The following is a 15804-nucleotide window of genomic DNA, read 5'->3' as shown; positions in this document are numbered from 1 at the left end:
ATCAATGTAGTCTCTCTGATACTGATTGGCTACGGGGGGATCTTCAAGGTACTTGGCAGTCGATGTTGCCAAGGCGCTCACGTGTTGTCACTGAAGACTTTCAGCGCGGAGCGTTTAGTGGCCTGGTGCGAGATTTCATCCTGAAGCGGCGTTTTTATCTCGGTATTGACGCCTTTTCTCGTTGGCTGGCGCTAGGGGGATTTGAGCTGCATATAGACCGGCTATCGGTCTAAAACTCAAGTCGACAAAGCGCTGCAGCGCTCGAGGTGAAAGATTAACCATCCAGTATTGAAGCTGTTTTACTGATTCTCTGGAGACGTGATGGGTTCGGCGGACTTCAGGCGCGGTGCGCATGGCGTTCCCTGCATACGCCGAAGTTGATATGCAGGGATTTGATATAATTGGGTTTTTATGTGTTCGTTAAACTTTTTACCCGCAATTTTACCCATTTGAGCTGGATAGGAGGCGATTCTTAAATTCGCAGTGGTCGCTATAACGCCAGCGCGAACGTCCATGAATCTTCTCTGGTTTTACCAAGGTGCCATCCTTCACTCGGTCATAAATGAAGGTTTTCCCGAAGCCAGTATCCGCCATGATGAATTTCAAATCAACGAGCGAATCTGGGGTCATATTATGTGTCATGATTTTATCTCCGGACAGGGAATCGAACCTGTCATTTTTTCCTGATCTGATTGCCTAAGTGTTCAGTGCGTCTGCGCCAGCAGATCTATCTATGCATGTATTCGTTGATAATCTTCAGCACCTCTTCACCAACCCCTTCCCGCAGGACCAGGGTGCGTCCATCCCCATCGATCTCGGCATCGCTGAGCAGCTCGACCAGCCGGCGTGCGCGTATTGCGCTAAACTGGCTGCCGGTGACGCTGCGGGTGACTTTCTTTTTTCCCTGGGCTTTCGCCCGCTTCACATCCTCCTGCAGTACATCCCCGGCGCTCTCCCCGTGCTCCTTCACGCGATCGACTGCCACATCCATTGCCACCTCGCCATCTTTCACCAGCTGCTGTACGTCGTAATTCGACGCGCTGAGGATCAGCAGTTTGTCTACGGTTGCGCGGCTTTTGTGGATCAGCTTGGCGATCTCATCCGGTGTCAGATTGAACGCGGCCAGCTCCTTCACAACGAGGCTTTGTTCGAACTGCGTCAGCGGCAGCTGGTTGTTGCTGGTCATGATGCGCGCTACGCGCTCCACATCGCTACCCGTGAAGGGAGCAATGGCGATCAGTTCGATGGGTTTGCCAGCCTCTCTTACCCGGCGATACGCTCGAATGCGGCGGTGCCCCTCTACGACCCATACACCGCCCTCATCGCGTGGACGGACCTCAAGCGGCGGCACCGTTCCGCCGGAGAACAGGAACTGAAATAGATCCTCATCAGCTTGCTGTGTCCGCTCATCATCGACACGCTTGTTAAACCCTTCCTGTACGTGGATATCATCTAGTTTGATAAGCATGCCGCTGTCACGGCGGCTAATCGGTCCGCCTTTTTTGCACATTTTCTTGAATGAGTTAGCCATTGCTGGTCTCCTCCTTTGGCGCGGTTTCTCTGGCAGCCGCAGCGAGAGGGTGGCAGTAGTGTTCCCCGTTGGGTCGACTGCTTCGGCGGCCGCAGCGCGGGCAGGTAAAAACGGTGTCATCAGGCTCCTCGGCATCGGGGCTTATAGGCTCGGCCTGTAGCATGTCTGCTCGTTCTGCTTCAAACAGCCATGCGTCAACAGGATTTAGTGAGTTTTCGATTGGCGAGCCGCCTGATTGGTACATCAGCGACTTTGCCCGCAAAAACAAATCATGAATAGAATTGTCGCTTACTGCAGGATCCGATACCGGCGCGGGCGGGACGGTGTAAACAGGAATAAGCCCTGCGTCTGGATTGGCCCACATCCATTCTCTGCCCATGTGCTTGTTATCAGTTTTGCCAGAACGATAGGCGCTAAAGTTATGGAAAGCGACCGGGTCGACATACGCCACCGGATCAGCCTCCACGGATGCCAGTGCGATTTTAAAAACAGTTGCATCAATTTGCGCCTCTTCTATATCTGGATATTTGGCGGCCACCGAAATTCTATGCTGGAGTAATTTAATTAATTGTTCTTTGGTAATAGTGGTCATGGGTTAGTCAATCCATTTTATCTGTTGGGCTTTGCTTAGTGCGCCGTAGTGGAATTTCGGCGTGCCGACGTAGGTTCGGGTGTGGCGTTTGCCACACAATCGGCACAGGCGCCCCCACTCTTTCCAGAACCCCTTTTGTATGTCAGTCATCTCACTCCCCCTTACTGGTGCCAGCGTCCAGCCATTCAAATACATTCCAGTATTTCGACCAATCTGGCTGATCGTACTCATCAGCATCTTCATTCCATTCCCCAGTAAATGGGTTTTCGCAAACAGATGTGAGCCATAAACCGATTGCTGGTGATTCAGGATTGCTCTCGAAAATTTCAGCAATTCGAGGCCAGTGATTGACGTATCTTTCGTCCGCGGGGAAATCAATTAGATACTGGCGAATGCATTGCGCAGCGCGGGCATAGTCTTCTCGAACGACGATCATGTTGTCGTACGTCATCGCCAGCACAGCGCGATTATGTTCTGGGATATCCATGCGTTTAGGTAAAGGCCAGACTTTATCGATCTCCCAGGTGTAAGAGTTCCTGGCCATACCGAGATAGCGTACAGCCATGTCATTCCAGATGACCGGACCACTACCATAAGCGTTCTGCAACTCTTCCAGTTCCTCTGATTTTTCGCCGGGCCATACTGAAACCACTGTTGAATAACTCATGCCTCACTCCCCCTTACTGGCGCCAGCAGCCGCGCTCTGCTTCGATGCGCTTGCTGCGCTCCCAGAACCACTTATGAAGATCCATCATTTCCTTATCGATCTGATCATCCTCTCGGTCGAAATAAGCTTGTGCGTTTTTCTCGTTTTCACTTGGTAATTCACCATGCCCAATCAGAGTGTTAAAAATCCACGCCATTCCGCTCTTGGCATCGCCAGTGGCTCGCCACTCTATAATTGCCGCCCGCATGGCGATCAGGTTTCTCCCGACTATCAGATCGGCCTCTTTAAAGCGTTTGCTGATGTACTCTTTTTCATCTTCCAGCTCCGCTATGCGTTGGCGGGACGCACAAAGTTCAGCAATATCTTTTTCTCGCTCAGCGATATTCTGTTTGGCAATCCGGCGCTATGAACTGATTTGCTTGGCGGCCTCATAGATGCCTTTCTCAAGTCGGTCGATACGGCCTTGCTGTTGATTGATGTGATCGTCCTGGGCCGAGTTGGCGCGCACCAGCGCCTCGTTTTCATCCAGCAGTGCGATAGCCGTAGTTGGGGTAAGGAGCTTTGTGAACGAATTCAGTGCGTCGATCCGCTGATCGAAAGGTATAACCGGGGCCTCTCCGGCTATTTTGGCGTTTACCGCCGCTTCACGCAGCGCCTGTTTGTCTACCTGGCTCATGCTGACGCCTCCGTGCTTTTCTCAGCGTCGTCTTTGTACTCAAGAACAGAAACAAGGCCGAGGACGATATTGGACAGGAGGAATAGCTTTAGCCCTGCCTCATGGCGCCAGATATAGGGGAGATCGTCATCATCCTCATAGGCTGGATCTGACAGGAGGTTGATCTGCTTAAAGTGAAATTTATTAGTGAGTACGAACGTGATGTCGCCATTGAATACCAGGCGAAGTTTTTCGACGGTGAAGCATGCAGATAATTTTTCCAGGATCTCATCAGAGATTGAGGTGAGCTCCGTTTCAGAGTATGTGATCACCTCTTTTTGACCATTCATGCGCCCGAGCTGCACCATGTTTCCGACGGTGAATCCGTCAAACGGCTGCATGTCATTTTTCAGATAGTTTTCCAGGCGAGTTGTCAGGCCGTGCTTAGGGTCGCTGATATTGATAGTTTCGGTTTTAACGGACCCGGTGACCTTTACCAATAGGTGCATGCACATGTTGGCCATATTCGCGCTTGGCGTATCTACAAACAGAAGGTGGTTTCCCTCGTTGTAGTAGCAGGTAAGAAGCGTTGTTTTTACAAATGCCGTCTTGCACATTTCGGCTAAGACCGCTTGCTTGAGTTCGTTTTTCACCGGACGGCTAATTTTCTCACCCAGCAAATTCTTTGCCTGTAGCTCCGCAATGCGTTCGCTGAGTTTGGCGACGATCGCTTTCGCCGGGATTACTTTTTCATCGTAGCGAATAGTGAAAGAGAACCCGCCAGTAATCGGGGTGATCATCTCACCGGTAATATCATTGGCCACGAAGCCATATCCATGGAACGCCGTTTCTATAACATCGGTGAACAGCTGCTCCTGCATGTGAGTCAGCAGGTTCTCAGTGTTAGGGAGCGTCGCCTTATAGGCGATGGCATTTTTGATTTGAGCAAGTTTCATCGTTATCTCCACACATTTTTTAGGTACGAGTGTCCCCGGCGCTGATTACGGATAATCAACACGATTGGCATCTAAGGGATTCACACAGAGAAGAGCTCTAGCCGGATAGACTGAATAACTCACTTCATACTTAAGTTAAGGTTAGCCAGAACCCTTCTCTGTGTGTGCCACTTTACGCAGTGGCCGCGCTCATGCCCTTGAGTAGTCACCCCGGTTCGTCTCTGCTCCCCGTTGGATCTAACCAGTGCGCAATTGGCTGTTACGCGTCGACACCGGTGCTTCTTTTCTCATTTAACCCTCACCAGATGCAAAGCTGGCTCTCTACGCGGAGACTCGGGAGCAGGTTACTACCCTGCCATTGCCACCTTTCGGCTGCTGCGGTCTATCCGTTTTACTTTCACATATGACCCCCTCATTTGTTCGTTGTGGTGGCCGGAGCTGATCCCGGCATTGGCGGTATTAGTCGCCCGATACAGTGTGTTCAGCCACGTTTCTTCTGCGTCATCACGGTCTCACCTGCATACAGCGAGTTACGGCAGAAACTGGAGCGCATCAGCCTGCGCATTCACCACAATGAAGAGAGCACTGCCGGTGTTATAACGGCACCGCCAGCTGGCCGTTGGTTTCCCGTAGTACAGCAGGATGAGCACTCAGCCAACGCCCCTGGAGGCCAAATACTCATGCTGCTGTAAAAAGGGCTGCGACCCGAGAAGCGCCCTGGTGTTGATGCTGCCGGGGCCGCCAATTGATACAAGGCAATGGTAATTTATCCGGATATCCGCGCTCGGTTTCCCTACGGTGCCGCCGGTTCGGCGCTATCTCCACACATAAATTAGAGCCTGGTCGTTTTACCACCTCAGGCGGCAGTGGTATCTTGGGTGTTCCTACACAACCAAGATATGAGGTTAAGCAATGTCTAGCAGTTACAGCGTTAATGAACGAATTGAGATAATCGATCAAAATTTAAGAAAAATGTTTGTAGCCCAGCATATTATGGCCCGTGTCATTAATGCGCTGGTTGTTGGTACTGGAAATTGTGATCAAATTATTGAAATAATCAATAATACAACTATGTCTGCACGTGATGGTTCATTTACAGATGAAGATGTGGAATATGCAAAGCAATTTATGCTGGAATCTATTTCTCATGTTCATCTAGAACTATAGCATTATGATGCTATCGTTACATCATTGAGCTCAATGTTGTTTTGAGCGATATTTAAAGGCCCATTTTCATTATGGGTCTTTTTTTTCTCTGTAACATCCGCCCGAAGAACAAAGATATCCACTGCTGCATTTTTAGTAAGCTCGGTAATTCTCACTTCAATGCACTCCAATTTTTGCAGTAGTTCTCTCTTTTTATAAAGAGCACACGCAAGGCTGTTAGCAGCACTAACCTTTTCTTCCATCCACTTAAGCAGGTCGTCATTTGACATGTTGCCAGCTATCACTTGTGGTTCTTGCTGTTCCATAACTCCTCCTCATCTTCACATCGCTGTAGGTAGCACTACTTGTCATCCACATAGACACTCACAAATGCCTATGTGGATGGCTATCAGACTGGTCACACCCATGCTTCCACATGCGTTTTACCCCTCGCACTCGTCACATCTGCTGATATCAGCCTGTGAGTCTAAGCGGTCATCGAGTTGTAGTGTTCCGTCCCGATGAGTAAACTTTAAGACAACTTAAAATGCACGTCAAGGTATTCGTAAAGAAAACTTAAATATTTTTGTGTGATTGGTTTTGCGGGGTGGGGTTTTATGTTGATGGCGCCCCGCGGGGCGCAGTGTTATGGGAGGTTGGTAATCTTGGCATCAACGACAACGCCGATGATCTGGCAGTTCCCGTTGATCTCTATCATTGGGTATTGCGGGTTTAGCGGCTTGAGGAATCTCCGCCCTGAATCGATGACCAGTTTTTTGAACGTTGCTTCATTGTCATTAACTAGTTTTGCCACTACTAATTTTCCGTTATCCGGGGCTGCTTCTGGATCAACGAGAATCGCCATACCCTCTGGGATGCTCAATCCCACAGGAGATGTCATTGAATCCCCCTTAACATCTAGCCAGAACGATGATGCGTGGCATTCCTCTGTAGTTCCATACCACCTGTCTACAGCCATTATTGGATATGCCTCTATTGCCTCACTCCATTGCCCAGCACTTACCCAGCTGATCACTGGGTACATCCCTTTCTGCGTTCTCTCCTTTCTGAATTCAATGTTGTGATCTACATCGCCACCATTAACCAGGTATTCGGCGCTGCACTGTAAGGCCTCAGCCAAGTTCAGGAGGGCATCTCCCCGTGGGGATGTCTCATCACGCTCCCATTGAGAGATGGCAACGTTAGAGACACCAACCACCTTACTTAAAGACACCTGACTTAGCTTCAGCTCTTTCCTCCGCTTATGGATGCGGGACCCCATGGTTTCGCTTTTCATAGTTAAGACATCTTAAATCTTGTTGACTTAAGAATCCTTTATATCGATAATTAAAGAATACTTAAATATGGAGGTAAACATGCTCAAGAAAGCAGTTATTGAGCACTTCGGTAGCCAGCATGCAGTAGCGAAGGCTTTGCAGGTCAGTGACTCTGCTGTCTCTCAGTGGAAAGGGGTGATTCCTGAGCGTGCTGCGCTTCTCGTTCACCAAATCACCAAGGGAAAACTGAAGTACTCAAAGGATTTTTATAAAAAAATCGCCTAAGCACCACCGCTCTTTAACGGACAGATATAGAACGTGATGATTTCAGTTTAGTTGCAATCGATAGAACAGCATACCCACCAAGGGGAAGAAGAGATGGTAGACATCAAGACAACGATCAAAGAGATGTGCAAGGCATTTCCTGGTGGCCAAAAGGCGATGGCCACACAGCTTGGCATGACCTATGACGCGTTCCGCAACCGCCTGGATCAGAAGTGCGCTAGCCGGTTCTTCACGTTGGCGGAGATAGAGCTGATGGAGGATTTGTCGGGGACGAAACTGTTTGCAGAGTACAGTTCGGCTCGCGTTGGGAATGCCACCTTTGAGGTTCCAGCACCAGAGCAGATCGACAACGTAGAGCTGTATGACTATGCACAGCGCAATGCTATAGCCAGTGGTGAGTTAGCGAAAGCACAACGAGAAGCGGCTTCTGATGGCGTTATCTGCGCTGATGAGTTTGCTGATTTGGCGTCGTTATTTATGGCTTCGGTGGGATGCTTTGCGATGCACTTCTACGCCCATTCGGTTCTGTATGGGGCGCCAGTCAATAATTCGTGGTTGTTTTCAATGGAAGGGGTGACGCACAGGGAATGCCGTCCCTGTGCGTCGGTTGCGCATAACTCTGTGTGGAGATAAACGCATGAACATTTTAAACCCAAAACGTCCATCAACGCAATTTCGGTGCCGGATTGTTGGTGGCCGCCTGAGCTATGAGCAAATCGTAGCGGCGTCTAATAGACACGGCAACAACCAACAGCGCCAGGGTTTGGTAGTCGGTCGTGCAGCGGTTGATGCGGCGTGGGGTGAGTTTTACGGGAACGGGAGGGTGCATGGCTAAGTTTCCGAGGGTTGGCCATATGTACAAAGATCGCTATGGCCATACCGTGCGTGTGGTATCCACATGCGCTGATAAGCAGCGGGTGGCATATCAACTGAAGGGGTATGAGTGGACGATTAACGCGGCCCTGATCGTGTTTAACGCCCGTTTTCGGAGGGATGCGGCGTGAGTATGACTCTGATGGCAAAGGCCATGGCGATTAAGGTTGGGAATCCTGTCCGTAAGCTTGTCCTTATCAAGCTGGCCGACAATGCCAATGACAACGGGGAGTGCTGGCCGTCATATCAGCACATCGCCGATCACTGTGAATGCAGCAAGAGCGCGGTGAGAACGCACATTGAAGCACTAATAGGTATGGGCGTATTGGTGAAAGAGAACCGCATCGGGAATAACAACGGGAAGGGTAATAAATCGAACGTTTATTACCTGAACTTGAATACCCCTATGTCAGCAGAAAGCACACCCCCTGTGCCGTCAAAAAGCATAGCCCCTATGTCGTCAAAAAGCACAGCTATGTCATCAGGCGACACCCCCTGTGCCGCCACGTGGCAGACCCCTGTGCCGTCAGATGACACCAGAACCTATCAGTTAGAACCAGTCATAGAACCTATTGGGGAAAAACAAACATCCGACAGGAAAATTAAAAGGGCTACGCAACTGCCTGACGATTTCAAACCGAGTGATTCTCACCGAGCTATGGCCAGTGAGTTTGGCGTTGATATCGATCTGGAGCTCGCCCAGTTCTGTGATTATCACCTAGCCAAAGGGACCACGTTCAAAAGCTGGCCCGCCGCATTCAACACCTGGCTGCGCAATGCCAAGAAGTTCGCCGGCAATCGCGGGCAACGATCCAAGTCCGAGACGGCAGGAGATACCACGCTGCGTGATGCTGCGTTCCGCCGGTTTATCGGATCCGGTCTACCACTGCGTGAGCCGTCAGCACTGGAGCTGGCAGCCCGTAAGGCGGCCAGCATGGCAAACATCAGCAAGATGTCACCGGAGTGGGCGCAGAAGCGCTGGAACAGTATCTGGACCGAAGTTGAGCAGCGCCAGGGCGCAGCAGGGGAGGCAGCATGAGCATAAAAAAATCGGCTATGGCCACAGCACACTGCGAGCGTGCGGAGTCGTTGGCATCGCGTGGGTTTTACCGTAGGGCGATCACTGAGCTGACCGCGGCGGCCATGTGCGCCAGTGCGTCACAGATCGGCGGTGTTGTGGAGCGCCGTAACGAGCTATCGCGCCGTGTGCGCTGTGTGCAGCGTACCAGCGGGGATCCGCGTATGGACTATGACAACTGCGTAGGGGGCGTACTGTGAGCGTTAAATCCAATACCCCGGCAGAGGCCAAGGACTGTTGGCAGACCCCGCTATGGTTATTCGATGCGTTAGATCTCGAGTTCGGCTTCTGGCTGGATGCAGCGGCGTCAGAGAGCAACGCCCTGTGCGTTAAATATCTGACCGAGGCAGACAACGCCCTGGGGTGTGAGTGGGATAGCGCTGGAGCTGTCTGGTGTAACCCGCCATACAGCAAGATCGGGCCTTGGGTCGCTAAAGCGGCAGAGCAGAGCGCGCGGCAGATCCAGACGGTAGTGATGCTAGTCCCGGAGGATATGAGCGTGGCTGGTTCAGCGAAGCGCTGAAAACAGTCGATGAGGTGAGGGTGATCACCGGTGGCCGTGTCAACTTTGTCCATGCTGTGACGGGAGCGGAGCAGAAGGGGAATAGCAAGGGGTCAATGCTACTGATTTGGCGTCCGTTCACTAACTCTCGCCGCATGATAACGACCGTCTCAAAATCAACGCTGGAGGCTATAGGCCGTCCAGTAAGGAGTGCGGCGTGAGGCTGTACCTTCCGTTTCCGCCAAGCGTTAACACCTACTGGCGCGCCCCCTCGCGGGGTCCGCTTGCCGGCCGCCATTTGGTTAGCGCCAAAGGGCGAGCATTTCACACCGAATGCCGAGCCCGCGTACTGGAGCAGCTGCGCCGCTATCCGGTGCCGATGGCCGGTGATCTGTCTGTGCATGTTGTCCTGTACCCGCCGACCCGCGCCCGCCGTGATCTGGATAATTTTTTCAAAGCACCGTTGGACTCCATGACGAAGATCGGCATCTGGCATGACGATAGTCAGGTCAAGCGGTTGACGGCCGAGTTCGGCGAAGTGGTAAAGGGCGGCTGTGTAGAGATCACGGTACAGCAAATCTTATCGTTACCTAAGAAGCTTACGGGCAAATAGTATGCCAATTATGCCAATCATGATTTTTCATTTTATTTGTAATGCCTTATATAACAAAAAGATTTTCATGCGGGCTGTTTTAATATCCAGTAGAATAGACAGACCGCATAGCCATGCCGGGGTATGTGGGGACAATCAACTGTGTGGAGGTAGTGATGAGTCAATTGATCTCGATTGATGGTATCTGCGTTCGTCAGGATGTTGGTGGACGTTTCTGCTTAAACGACTTGCACCGGGCAGCCGGTGGCGAAAAGCGTCACCAGCCCACAAACTGGCTGGCTCTGGCGCAGACCAAAGAGCTTATCGGAGAAATAATCGCCACTCCTGAGATTACAGGAGTGCTGGATAATCAACCTACTAGCGTAATAAATGGCGGTGACAACCGTGGTACATATGCGTGCAAGGAGCTTGTCTACGCGTATGCCATGTGGATCAGCGCAGCGTTTAATCTAAAAGTTATTCGCACATTTGACGCGATACAGTCTGCTGCCAGGGATAACTGCGCTGCCGATAAGGTGCAGGCGGGTATCATGATCTTGGAGTCTGCAGCCAAGACCCTCAATCTCTCCAATTCCTCTAAACTGGCCGGTTACCAGAAACTGCAGCAGTTCGTTGGCATTCCTGAGTTGATGCCGGCCTATGCCATCGATGCCCCATCAGATGCCGCCGATGGGTCAAGCAGGCCGACAAGCTCACTCACTGCCATTTTGAAGCGTCACAACATTCCCATATCGACACCGGCCGCATACCGGCGCCTGGTGCAGTTAGGCATCGTTCAGCACTGTGAGCGCCCTAGCTGCTCAGCTAAGGCCAAGAATGGCGTTAAGGCGTTCTGGGCAGTAACAGCGCGGGGCTGCCAGTACGGGAAGAACATCACGAGCCCGAACAACCCGCGCGAGACGCAACCACACTTCTTTGACTCCAGGGCGGGCGACCTGCTCAAGCTGATGATGATGGAGGCGCAGGCGTGATGGTGCTGACTAAGAAGCAGGAAGGTGTGTTGAGCTTTATCAGTGATTTTATCGCTGCTAACGGTTTCCCTCCAACGCGTGCGGAGATTGCCAGGGGGATTGGCTTCCGCTCACCTAACGCCGCAGAGGATCACCTCAAGGCGCTGAGCCGCAGTGGCGCCATTGAGCTGATCCGCGGTACTGCTCGTGGTATTCGGATTCGGGAGACAGCGTAATGCGCATGCTGTTTACCGCGTACCCGCAGCGGAGTGCTGGCGTTGTCCTGCTGAAAACCGGAAAACTGACGCGCCGTTTCACCGATGGCCAGCGCGTGATGCTGGCCGATGTACCCGCGGCATTTCATGACAGCCCCGCCGGCGAACTGGTGTCTGAGCAGCTAATCGCGGCGGATCCGGTGTGGCGTCCCTTCTTTGCACATGAGCGCGTGCAGAAAGCTGCGGGCCTGTACATGAACTTTTCGGAATATTTGGAAAATTTCCACTACTGCCAGTGGAAAGGTGTGCGCGATGGATACCACGACATACAGCTGACCAATACCGATGGCGAGCATGGTGGAGCCAGGCTGTGTTGGACCTGCGACAACGCCATGCGCGGTACTGATGGCAAGTTGTTTATAGAGCTGTGCGAGAAAAACCGTGCTGAGTGGGTGATCGAGTCTGCCCGCCGTGGGCTCAAGATGCCGGAAGGGCATCAGTTGACTGAGCCAGAGCTGTGTTGGTGGGCCTTGGAGTTCGGTGTCACTGACCTGATCCCCGGAGGCATTGCGCGCCGGATCACTGGCGTAGAGCCGGAGGAGATCACTGGCGTGATGAGCGAGTCAACCATCATCCCGGATCGGCCAACGGCTCAGGGGGTTCTGGCTGCCAAGGTGAAGGCGGCGGAAGCCTCCATCCCCCAGGAGAAAATGAAGCCGGTGATCAAGCTGGCGGCGGATGAAGCACCGGCGGCAGGCTTTATGCTGCGCCCCAAGCTGCAGCGCTGGGAGTGCCCGACATATTTGCGCTGGGTGAAGATTCAGCAGTGCAGTGGGTGCGGTAGTTCTGCTGACGATCCGCATCACATCATCAATTCAGGTCTAGGGTTGGGTGGTGTCGGAACCAAGACCCATGACCTGTATGTGATCCCGCTATGCCGGCGGTGTCACGACGAGCTGCACCGGGACGTCAGTACCTGGGAGCGGCAGCACGGCAGCCAGATAGAGCTGCTAGTGCAATTCCTCAATAGGGCGCTGGGTATCGGCGCAATTTTTACAGCTTAATGTGTGGAGATAGCTGATGTTTTATCCTGATTGTGTGGCTACGGCCAATGGTAGTGATTTGAAACTGCGGACTCTGGATCGGGTGTGGCTGCAGGGGCGCCTGCGTATGTGGGGTCGCTGGGCGCTGGTAAGACGTAACCAAGGGGCTGCTGGTATTCTGTCAAAGCTGATTTGTGACCCTACGATCTCAAAAGCAGCATTGCTGAGGGCCAAGCGGCAGCTGGTGCGTTCAGGAATAACGAGTGAAGAATTGCAGGCCATTTTCGACTGCATCAAAGGCGATCGCGCTGCCAGTAGCCTTTTATTCCTGAGCGATGATGAGGGGGTGGTGATTGATGGAGTGATTGCAAGGGTGTTAGGTACGGGCCAGTTGAGGGTAATCAAGGATCATTATTGCCATCGGAAGAGCTGCTATCAGATTGCTGTAGAGCGGCATGAGAAAGACCCTAGCGCGTGCCTGAGAACGCATCAGAACCGGGTGAATGCGTGGTTAGCGGCTGCTGAGTTTGCGCTGTTTAAGCCGCTGCGGGATGCGTTAAAAAAAGACAGTTGACATTCTTACCGAAAAAGTTAGTATTTTGATATACGCTTAGCGAAGCTGCGCCGGCTCGGCAGACAGCAAAAGCGAAACGAATTTGATTAACCCGCCATTGAGCGGGTTTTTCGTTTTTGTCCGTAGCAGTGCTGGTATACGATTAAAACGATGCCGATGGGCGCGCATCGTGGGTTTGGTTTGTCAATAAGCGATAGGTCATCGCTCAGTCCAGAAAACTTTTTTTATCTTTAACCAGAAATCCAGAGGATGTTCCTTCTGGATAATCCATTAGCCTGTTAATGAATGTCTTTAAATCATTACCGTGATGCAATGATGTTAGTGAATTGTTGATGTCGCTCTTGAGCTCCCTTACCAGATGGCCTGATGGGTCGATACGCTCAATTGTTTTTACTATGTTGTGAAATATAAGGCTAACGGCCTGCTCTCTGACAACCATCATTATTTTTATTTGGTCTAACTCTGATTTCGTCTCGTAATCCATGCCGCCTCCCAGACCATGATTAACCAGCCATACCTTAAATATCTATTTCAAAGTATAGATTAACCATGGCTCGTCAGCGGTTGCGATAACCAATACTACTTTCCAATGAGTGGCCATTAGTGGCGCGCTCTCTGCTTGCCTGGGTGAGCAATCAACTATCGCCCAGCGTTCGCTGAGCGCGAACAAAAGGAGCTATCCATGAGTGATCCGCTAACCGGTACGGGGTCGGCTGCCGGGGCGTTGGCTGGGGTGACGTTTGTCGGGATCTTTTCCGGTGCGGACGCTGGCGTAGTCATTGCGGCGTTTGCGGGGGCCGTTGTGTTTGTCCTATCGGCTGTGGAGTTTCCCGCGTGGAAGCGCATCGCTTTTGGCTTTGTGTCGTTCCTGATGGGGGTTATTGCGGCAGGGTTTACGGCATCGATTATCGATTGGTTTCTCCCTGACCAGGTCGTAGTCGATAAGCCGATCGGCGCGTTGGTGGCGAGTGCCTGCGTTATCTGGGTGCTAATGTTCATCATCTCGAAAGCCAAGAACCCGCCGCCCCTGAATTTTAAAGGGGGTGGCAAGTGACGATCGATCTGTTTCTGCTTCACATCAATGCAGCTGTGTGCGGGGTAATCGCCATGCGGCTGCTGCTGTTTCGTCGTAATGGCTCGCAGCATAAGCGCCTGGGCGCTGCTCTGGCCTATGTACTGATTGTGGCGTCGGCATCGGTGACGTTCCGGGTGCTGATCGGCGTGTATCACGCTGTCGACATATCCGAGACGATCATCAACGTGTTCTTCATGGCGTTGGTGATGAGAGCTAAGGGGAATGTTATGCAGTTATTTCGGGGGGCTTCGCGATGACCAAAGATGAAATTTTTGATGGGCTACTCAAGCGTGAGGGCGGATACGTTAACCATCCCGCTGATCGTGGTGGCCCGACGAATTGGGGTATTACAGAGAAAACGGCGCGAGCAAACGGCTATACCGGTGATATCAGCATGCTGTCACGCGATCAGGCGCTGCGCATCTATCGCGCAGATTATTGGGAAAGCCCACGCTTTGATCTGATCGACGTCGTTTCTCAACCCGTCGCCGCGGAGCTGCTCGATACTGGCGTTAACATGGGACCATCGGTAGCGGCCAAGATGCTACAGCGTTGCCTTACCGCCCTGAACGATAGCGGGCGCCTTTATCCTGACCTGCAGGTAGATGGGGTTATCGGTAATCGCACGGCCAACGCCCTGCGGGCCTATCTCGCAAAGCGTGGACATGACGGCGAGGCGGTATTGCTCAAGGCGCTGAACTGCTGCCAGGGGGCTCGCTACATCGAGCTATCAGAGGCGCGACCAGCTAACGAGGCGTTTCTGTACGGCTGGCTGCGTGAGCGGGTCGCTCTGTCTTAACCATATCTGACGTGTATCCAAGAGCCTCGGCTATGCCGGGGCTTTTTCGTATCTGCGCCATGCCCGGCGTAAACAATCACACAGAGCCTTATAGAAACAGGCCTCGGAGAAACGCCGTTATAGGTGGCGACCTCTCTGTGGGCGACGTTTCTGGGCAACGAGGCTTGTTTCTATAAGGTAACCATCGATATGAACACATCTGTAGCATCTTCTTATACCGACGCATCAAGCAATCATCATGTCGTTAATGAGTTCGCTGACATTGTTCCTGTTGTCAGTGGCCGGATCGGTGAGCGTGAAACCAATATTGTGAGTGCCAGAGCACTGCATGGTGCTTTGGGGGTTGGCCGAGACTTCACCAACTGGGTTAAAGGGCGGGTTAGCCAATACGGCTTCGTGGTTGGAGTTGATTACATCGCTGTTGAAAATTTGAGCTCGCCAAAACGGGCGAGCGCAAAATCTCGCCAACAAATAGAGCATGATTACTTGTTGACGCTGAACACAGCCAAAGAGCTGGCAATGGTTGAGCGTAGTGAACAAGGGCGCGCCATCCGTCGTTACTTCATCCAGTGTGAAGAGGCGTTACAGCTCACCGCCCCAGAGGCCGCCGCGCGCTATCGTCGCAAGCTAAAGGCTCGCATCGGAGTGGCAAACCTGTTTAAGCCGATGTGTTCTGCGTTGGAATCGGTAAGGGCTGAGCAGGGCAAGGCGACGCAGTCTCACCACTATAGCAACGAAAGTAACATGATCTCCCGCATCGTCCTGGGAGGCCTTACTGCGAAGCAATGGGCGGGTATGAATGGGTTGGTTGGGGATCCGCGTGACTCGATGAATGCCGAGCAGTTGGAGCATCTGTCTTATCTGGAAAGCACCAATATAACCCTGCTGGATATGGGGATGGATTACCTGCAGCGAAAGGTTGAGCTAACCCGACTATCCCAGCGTTGGATGGCGCGGCGCCTGGGTTCGTGAT

At 52.2% G+C, this 15804-nt stretch carries 25 protein-coding genes and 2 pseudogenes; 17 read left to right on the top strand and 10 right to left on the bottom strand.

Features of this window, described 5'->3' with window-relative positions; genetic code table 11:
• Positions 1 to 441: 441 nt before the first annotated feature.
• From ETEE_RS02385 to ETEE_RS02370, 5 genes are all read right to left on the bottom strand, one after another.
• Positions 442 to 642, bottom strand: coding sequence for a helix-turn-helix transcriptional regulator (locus ETEE_RS02385; protein ID WP_034165921.1), 201 nt, complete (start codon positions 640 to 642; stop codon positions 442 to 444).
• A gap of 85 nt (positions 643 to 727) precedes the next feature.
• Positions 728 to 1531: a hypothetical protein gene (locus ETEE_RS02380; protein ID WP_034172586.1), complete on the bottom strand. Its 804-nt coding sequence runs from the start codon at positions 1529 to 1531 to the stop codon at positions 728 to 730.
• Positions 1524 to 2123, bottom strand: coding sequence for a hypothetical protein (locus ETEE_RS02375; protein WP_051905071.1), 600 nt, complete (start codon positions 2121 to 2123; stop codon positions 1524 to 1526). Before ETEE_RS02375 ends, ETEE_RS02380 begins: the two co-directional genes overlap by 8 nt.
• Positions 2124 to 2126: 3 nt before the next feature.
• The gene (locus tag ETEE_RS21595; protein WP_167549804.1) at positions 2127 to 2273 is read right to left on the bottom strand and encodes a hypothetical protein; all 147 of its coding nucleotides are present in this window, start codon (positions 2271 to 2273) and stop codon (positions 2127 to 2129) included.
• A 1-nt stretch (position 2274) separates the two neighbouring features.
• Complete coding sequence (locus ETEE_RS02370) at positions 2275 to 2790, bottom strand: hypothetical protein (RefSeq protein WP_034166087.1); 516 nt, start codon at positions 2788 to 2790, stop codon at positions 2275 to 2277.
• 163 nt (positions 2791 to 2953) lie between these two features.
• On the opposite strand from ETEE_RS02370, the gene ETEE_RS22290 reads away from it, so the two are divergent.
• Positions 2954 to 3199 (top strand): hypothetical protein, encoded by a 246-nt coding sequence (locus tag ETEE_RS22290; protein ID WP_034172588.1) that lies wholly within the window; start codon positions 2954 to 2956, stop codon positions 3197 to 3199.
• Here ETEE_RS22290 and ETEE_RS22285 read toward each other — a convergent pair.
• Positions 3194 to 3466 carry an ead/Ea22-like family protein gene (locus ETEE_RS22285; protein WP_051905069.1) on the bottom strand — a complete coding sequence of 91 codons (273 nt, stop codon included), beginning with the start codon at positions 3464 to 3466 and terminating at the stop codon, positions 3194 to 3196. The genes ETEE_RS22290 and ETEE_RS22285 overlap by 6 nt on opposite strands.
• Entirely contained in the window at positions 3463 to 4401 is a 939-nt protein-coding gene (rdgC, locus tag ETEE_RS02360; protein ID WP_034172589.1) for a recombination-associated protein RdgC, read from the bottom strand. Before rdgC ends, ETEE_RS22285 begins: the two co-directional genes overlap by 4 nt.
• 912 nt (positions 4402 to 5313) lie before the next feature.
• Here rdgC and ETEE_RS21135 point away from each other — a divergent pair.
• A complete protein-coding gene (locus tag ETEE_RS21135; protein WP_144242788.1) occupies positions 5314 to 5568 on the top strand; it encodes a hypothetical protein in 255 nt (84 codons plus the stop codon).
• 2 nt (positions 5569 to 5570) lie between these two features.
• Here the strand turns inward: ETEE_RS21135 and ETEE_RS02355 are convergent, their stop codons facing one another.
• Both ETEE_RS02355 and ETEE_RS02350 read right to left on the bottom strand, forming a co-directional pair.
• Positions 5571 to 5873: a hypothetical protein gene (locus ETEE_RS02355; RefSeq protein ID WP_034166019.1), complete on the bottom strand. Its 303-nt coding sequence runs from the start codon at positions 5871 to 5873 to the stop codon at positions 5571 to 5573.
• Between the two features lie 320 nt (positions 5874 to 6193).
• Entirely contained in the window at positions 6194 to 6844 is a 651-nt protein-coding gene (locus tag ETEE_RS02350) for a LexA family protein (RefSeq protein ID WP_049703850.1), read from the bottom strand.
• Positions 6845 to 6923: 79 nt separating this feature from the next.
• Between ETEE_RS02350 and ETEE_RS02345 the strand changes: the two genes are divergently transcribed.
• The 11 genes and pseudogenes from ETEE_RS02345 to ETEE_RS02300 all read left to right on the top strand — a co-directional run bounded on the left by ETEE_RS02345 (position 6924) and on the right by ETEE_RS02300 (position 12957).
• Positions 6924 to 7109 carry a Cro/CI family transcriptional regulator gene (locus ETEE_RS02345; protein WP_034166018.1) on the top strand — a complete coding sequence of 62 codons (186 nt, stop codon included), beginning with the start codon at positions 6924 to 6926 and terminating at the stop codon, positions 7107 to 7109.
• Positions 7110 to 7202: 93 nt separating this feature from the next.
• The gene (locus ETEE_RS02340; RefSeq protein ID WP_034166017.1) at positions 7203 to 7742 is read left to right on the top strand and encodes a YmfL family putative regulatory protein; all 540 of its coding nucleotides are present in this window, start codon (positions 7203 to 7205) and stop codon (positions 7740 to 7742) included.
• Positions 7743 to 7936: 194 nt separating this feature from the next.
• Positions 7937 to 8113, top strand: a complete 177-nt coding sequence (locus ETEE_RS19675) for a DUF4222 domain-containing protein (RefSeq protein ID WP_071881874.1) — start codon at positions 7937 to 7939, stop codon at positions 8111 to 8113.
• Positions 8110 to 9021, top strand: a complete 912-nt coding sequence (locus ETEE_RS02335; RefSeq protein WP_225865107.1) for a helix-turn-helix domain-containing protein — start codon at positions 8110 to 8112, stop codon at positions 9019 to 9021. The genes ETEE_RS19675 and ETEE_RS02335 overlap by 4 nt, the downstream gene beginning before the upstream one ends.
• The gene (locus ETEE_RS02330; RefSeq protein WP_034166015.1) at positions 9018 to 9260 is read left to right on the top strand and encodes a hypothetical protein; all 243 of its coding nucleotides are present in this window, start codon (positions 9018 to 9020) and stop codon (positions 9258 to 9260) included. The genes ETEE_RS02335 and ETEE_RS02330 overlap by 4 nt, the downstream gene beginning before the upstream one ends.
• Positions 9257 to 9783, top strand: a pseudogene (locus ETEE_RS20745) (phage N-6-adenine-methyltransferase). The gene ETEE_RS02330 and the pseudogene ETEE_RS20745 overlap by 4 nt, the downstream one beginning before the upstream one ends.
• Positions 9780 to 10175 (top strand): RusA family crossover junction endodeoxyribonuclease, encoded by a 396-nt coding sequence (locus tag ETEE_RS02320; protein ID WP_034172590.1) that lies wholly within the window; start codon positions 9780 to 9782, stop codon positions 10173 to 10175. The pseudogene ETEE_RS20745 and the gene ETEE_RS02320 overlap by 4 nt, the downstream one beginning before the upstream one ends.
• Before the next feature lie 155 nt (positions 10176 to 10330).
• Positions 10331 to 11146, top strand: a complete 816-nt coding sequence (locus ETEE_RS02315) for a KilA-N domain-containing protein (protein ID WP_034166126.1) — start codon at positions 10331 to 10333, stop codon at positions 11144 to 11146.
• Positions 11143 to 11346, top strand: a pseudogene (locus tag ETEE_RS02310) (LexA family protein); the annotation flags it as partial. The gene ETEE_RS02315 and the pseudogene ETEE_RS02310, both read left to right, overlap by 4 nt.
• 20 nt (positions 11347 to 11366) lie before the next feature.
• Complete coding sequence (locus ETEE_RS02305) at positions 11367 to 12404, top strand: DUF968 domain-containing protein (protein WP_227625198.1); 1038 nt, start codon at positions 11367 to 11369, stop codon at positions 12402 to 12404.
• Between the two features lie 16 nt (positions 12405 to 12420).
• Entirely contained in the window at positions 12421 to 12957 is a 537-nt protein-coding gene (locus ETEE_RS02300; protein WP_034166109.1) for a DUF1133 family protein, read from the top strand.
• Positions 12958 to 13162: 205 nt separating this feature from the next.
• Here ETEE_RS02300 and ETEE_RS02295 read toward each other — a convergent pair whose 3' ends face one another.
• Positions 13163 to 13441, bottom strand: a complete 279-nt coding sequence (locus ETEE_RS02295; protein WP_014526529.1) for a hypothetical protein — start codon at positions 13439 to 13441, stop codon at positions 13163 to 13165.
• A 198-nt stretch (positions 13442 to 13639) separates the two neighbouring features.
• Between ETEE_RS02295 and ETEE_RS02290 the strand changes: the two genes are divergently transcribed.
• The 4 genes from ETEE_RS02290 to ETEE_RS02275 all read left to right on the top strand — a co-directional run bounded on the left by ETEE_RS02290 (position 13640) and on the right by ETEE_RS02275 (position 15803).
• On the top strand, positions 13640 to 14011 hold the full coding sequence (locus tag ETEE_RS02290) for a phage holin family protein (protein ID WP_014526530.1): 372 nt from the start codon (positions 13640 to 13642) through the stop codon (positions 14009 to 14011).
• Positions 14008 to 14289, top strand: coding sequence for a phage holin family protein (locus tag ETEE_RS02285; protein WP_034162745.1), 282 nt, complete (start codon positions 14008 to 14010; stop codon positions 14287 to 14289). Before ETEE_RS02290 ends, ETEE_RS02285 begins: the two co-directional genes overlap by 4 nt.
• A complete protein-coding gene (locus ETEE_RS02280) occupies positions 14286 to 14831 on the top strand; it encodes a glycoside hydrolase family 108 protein (protein ID WP_034166122.1) in 546 nt (181 codons plus the stop codon). The genes ETEE_RS02285 and ETEE_RS02280 overlap by 4 nt, the downstream gene beginning before the upstream one ends.
• Positions 14832 to 15020: 189 nt before the next feature.
• Positions 15021 to 15803, top strand: coding sequence for an antA/AntB antirepressor family protein (locus ETEE_RS02275; protein WP_049703962.1), 783 nt, complete (start codon positions 15021 to 15023; stop codon positions 15801 to 15803).
• Position 15804 lies beyond the last annotated feature (1 nt).

Source organism: Edwardsiella anguillarum ET080813 (assembly GCF_000264765.2).
Taxonomy (GTDB): domain Bacteria; phylum Pseudomonadota; class Gammaproteobacteria; order Enterobacterales; family Enterobacteriaceae; genus Edwardsiella; species Edwardsiella anguillarum.
This window is presented reverse-complemented; position numbering and strand designations above follow the sequence as displayed.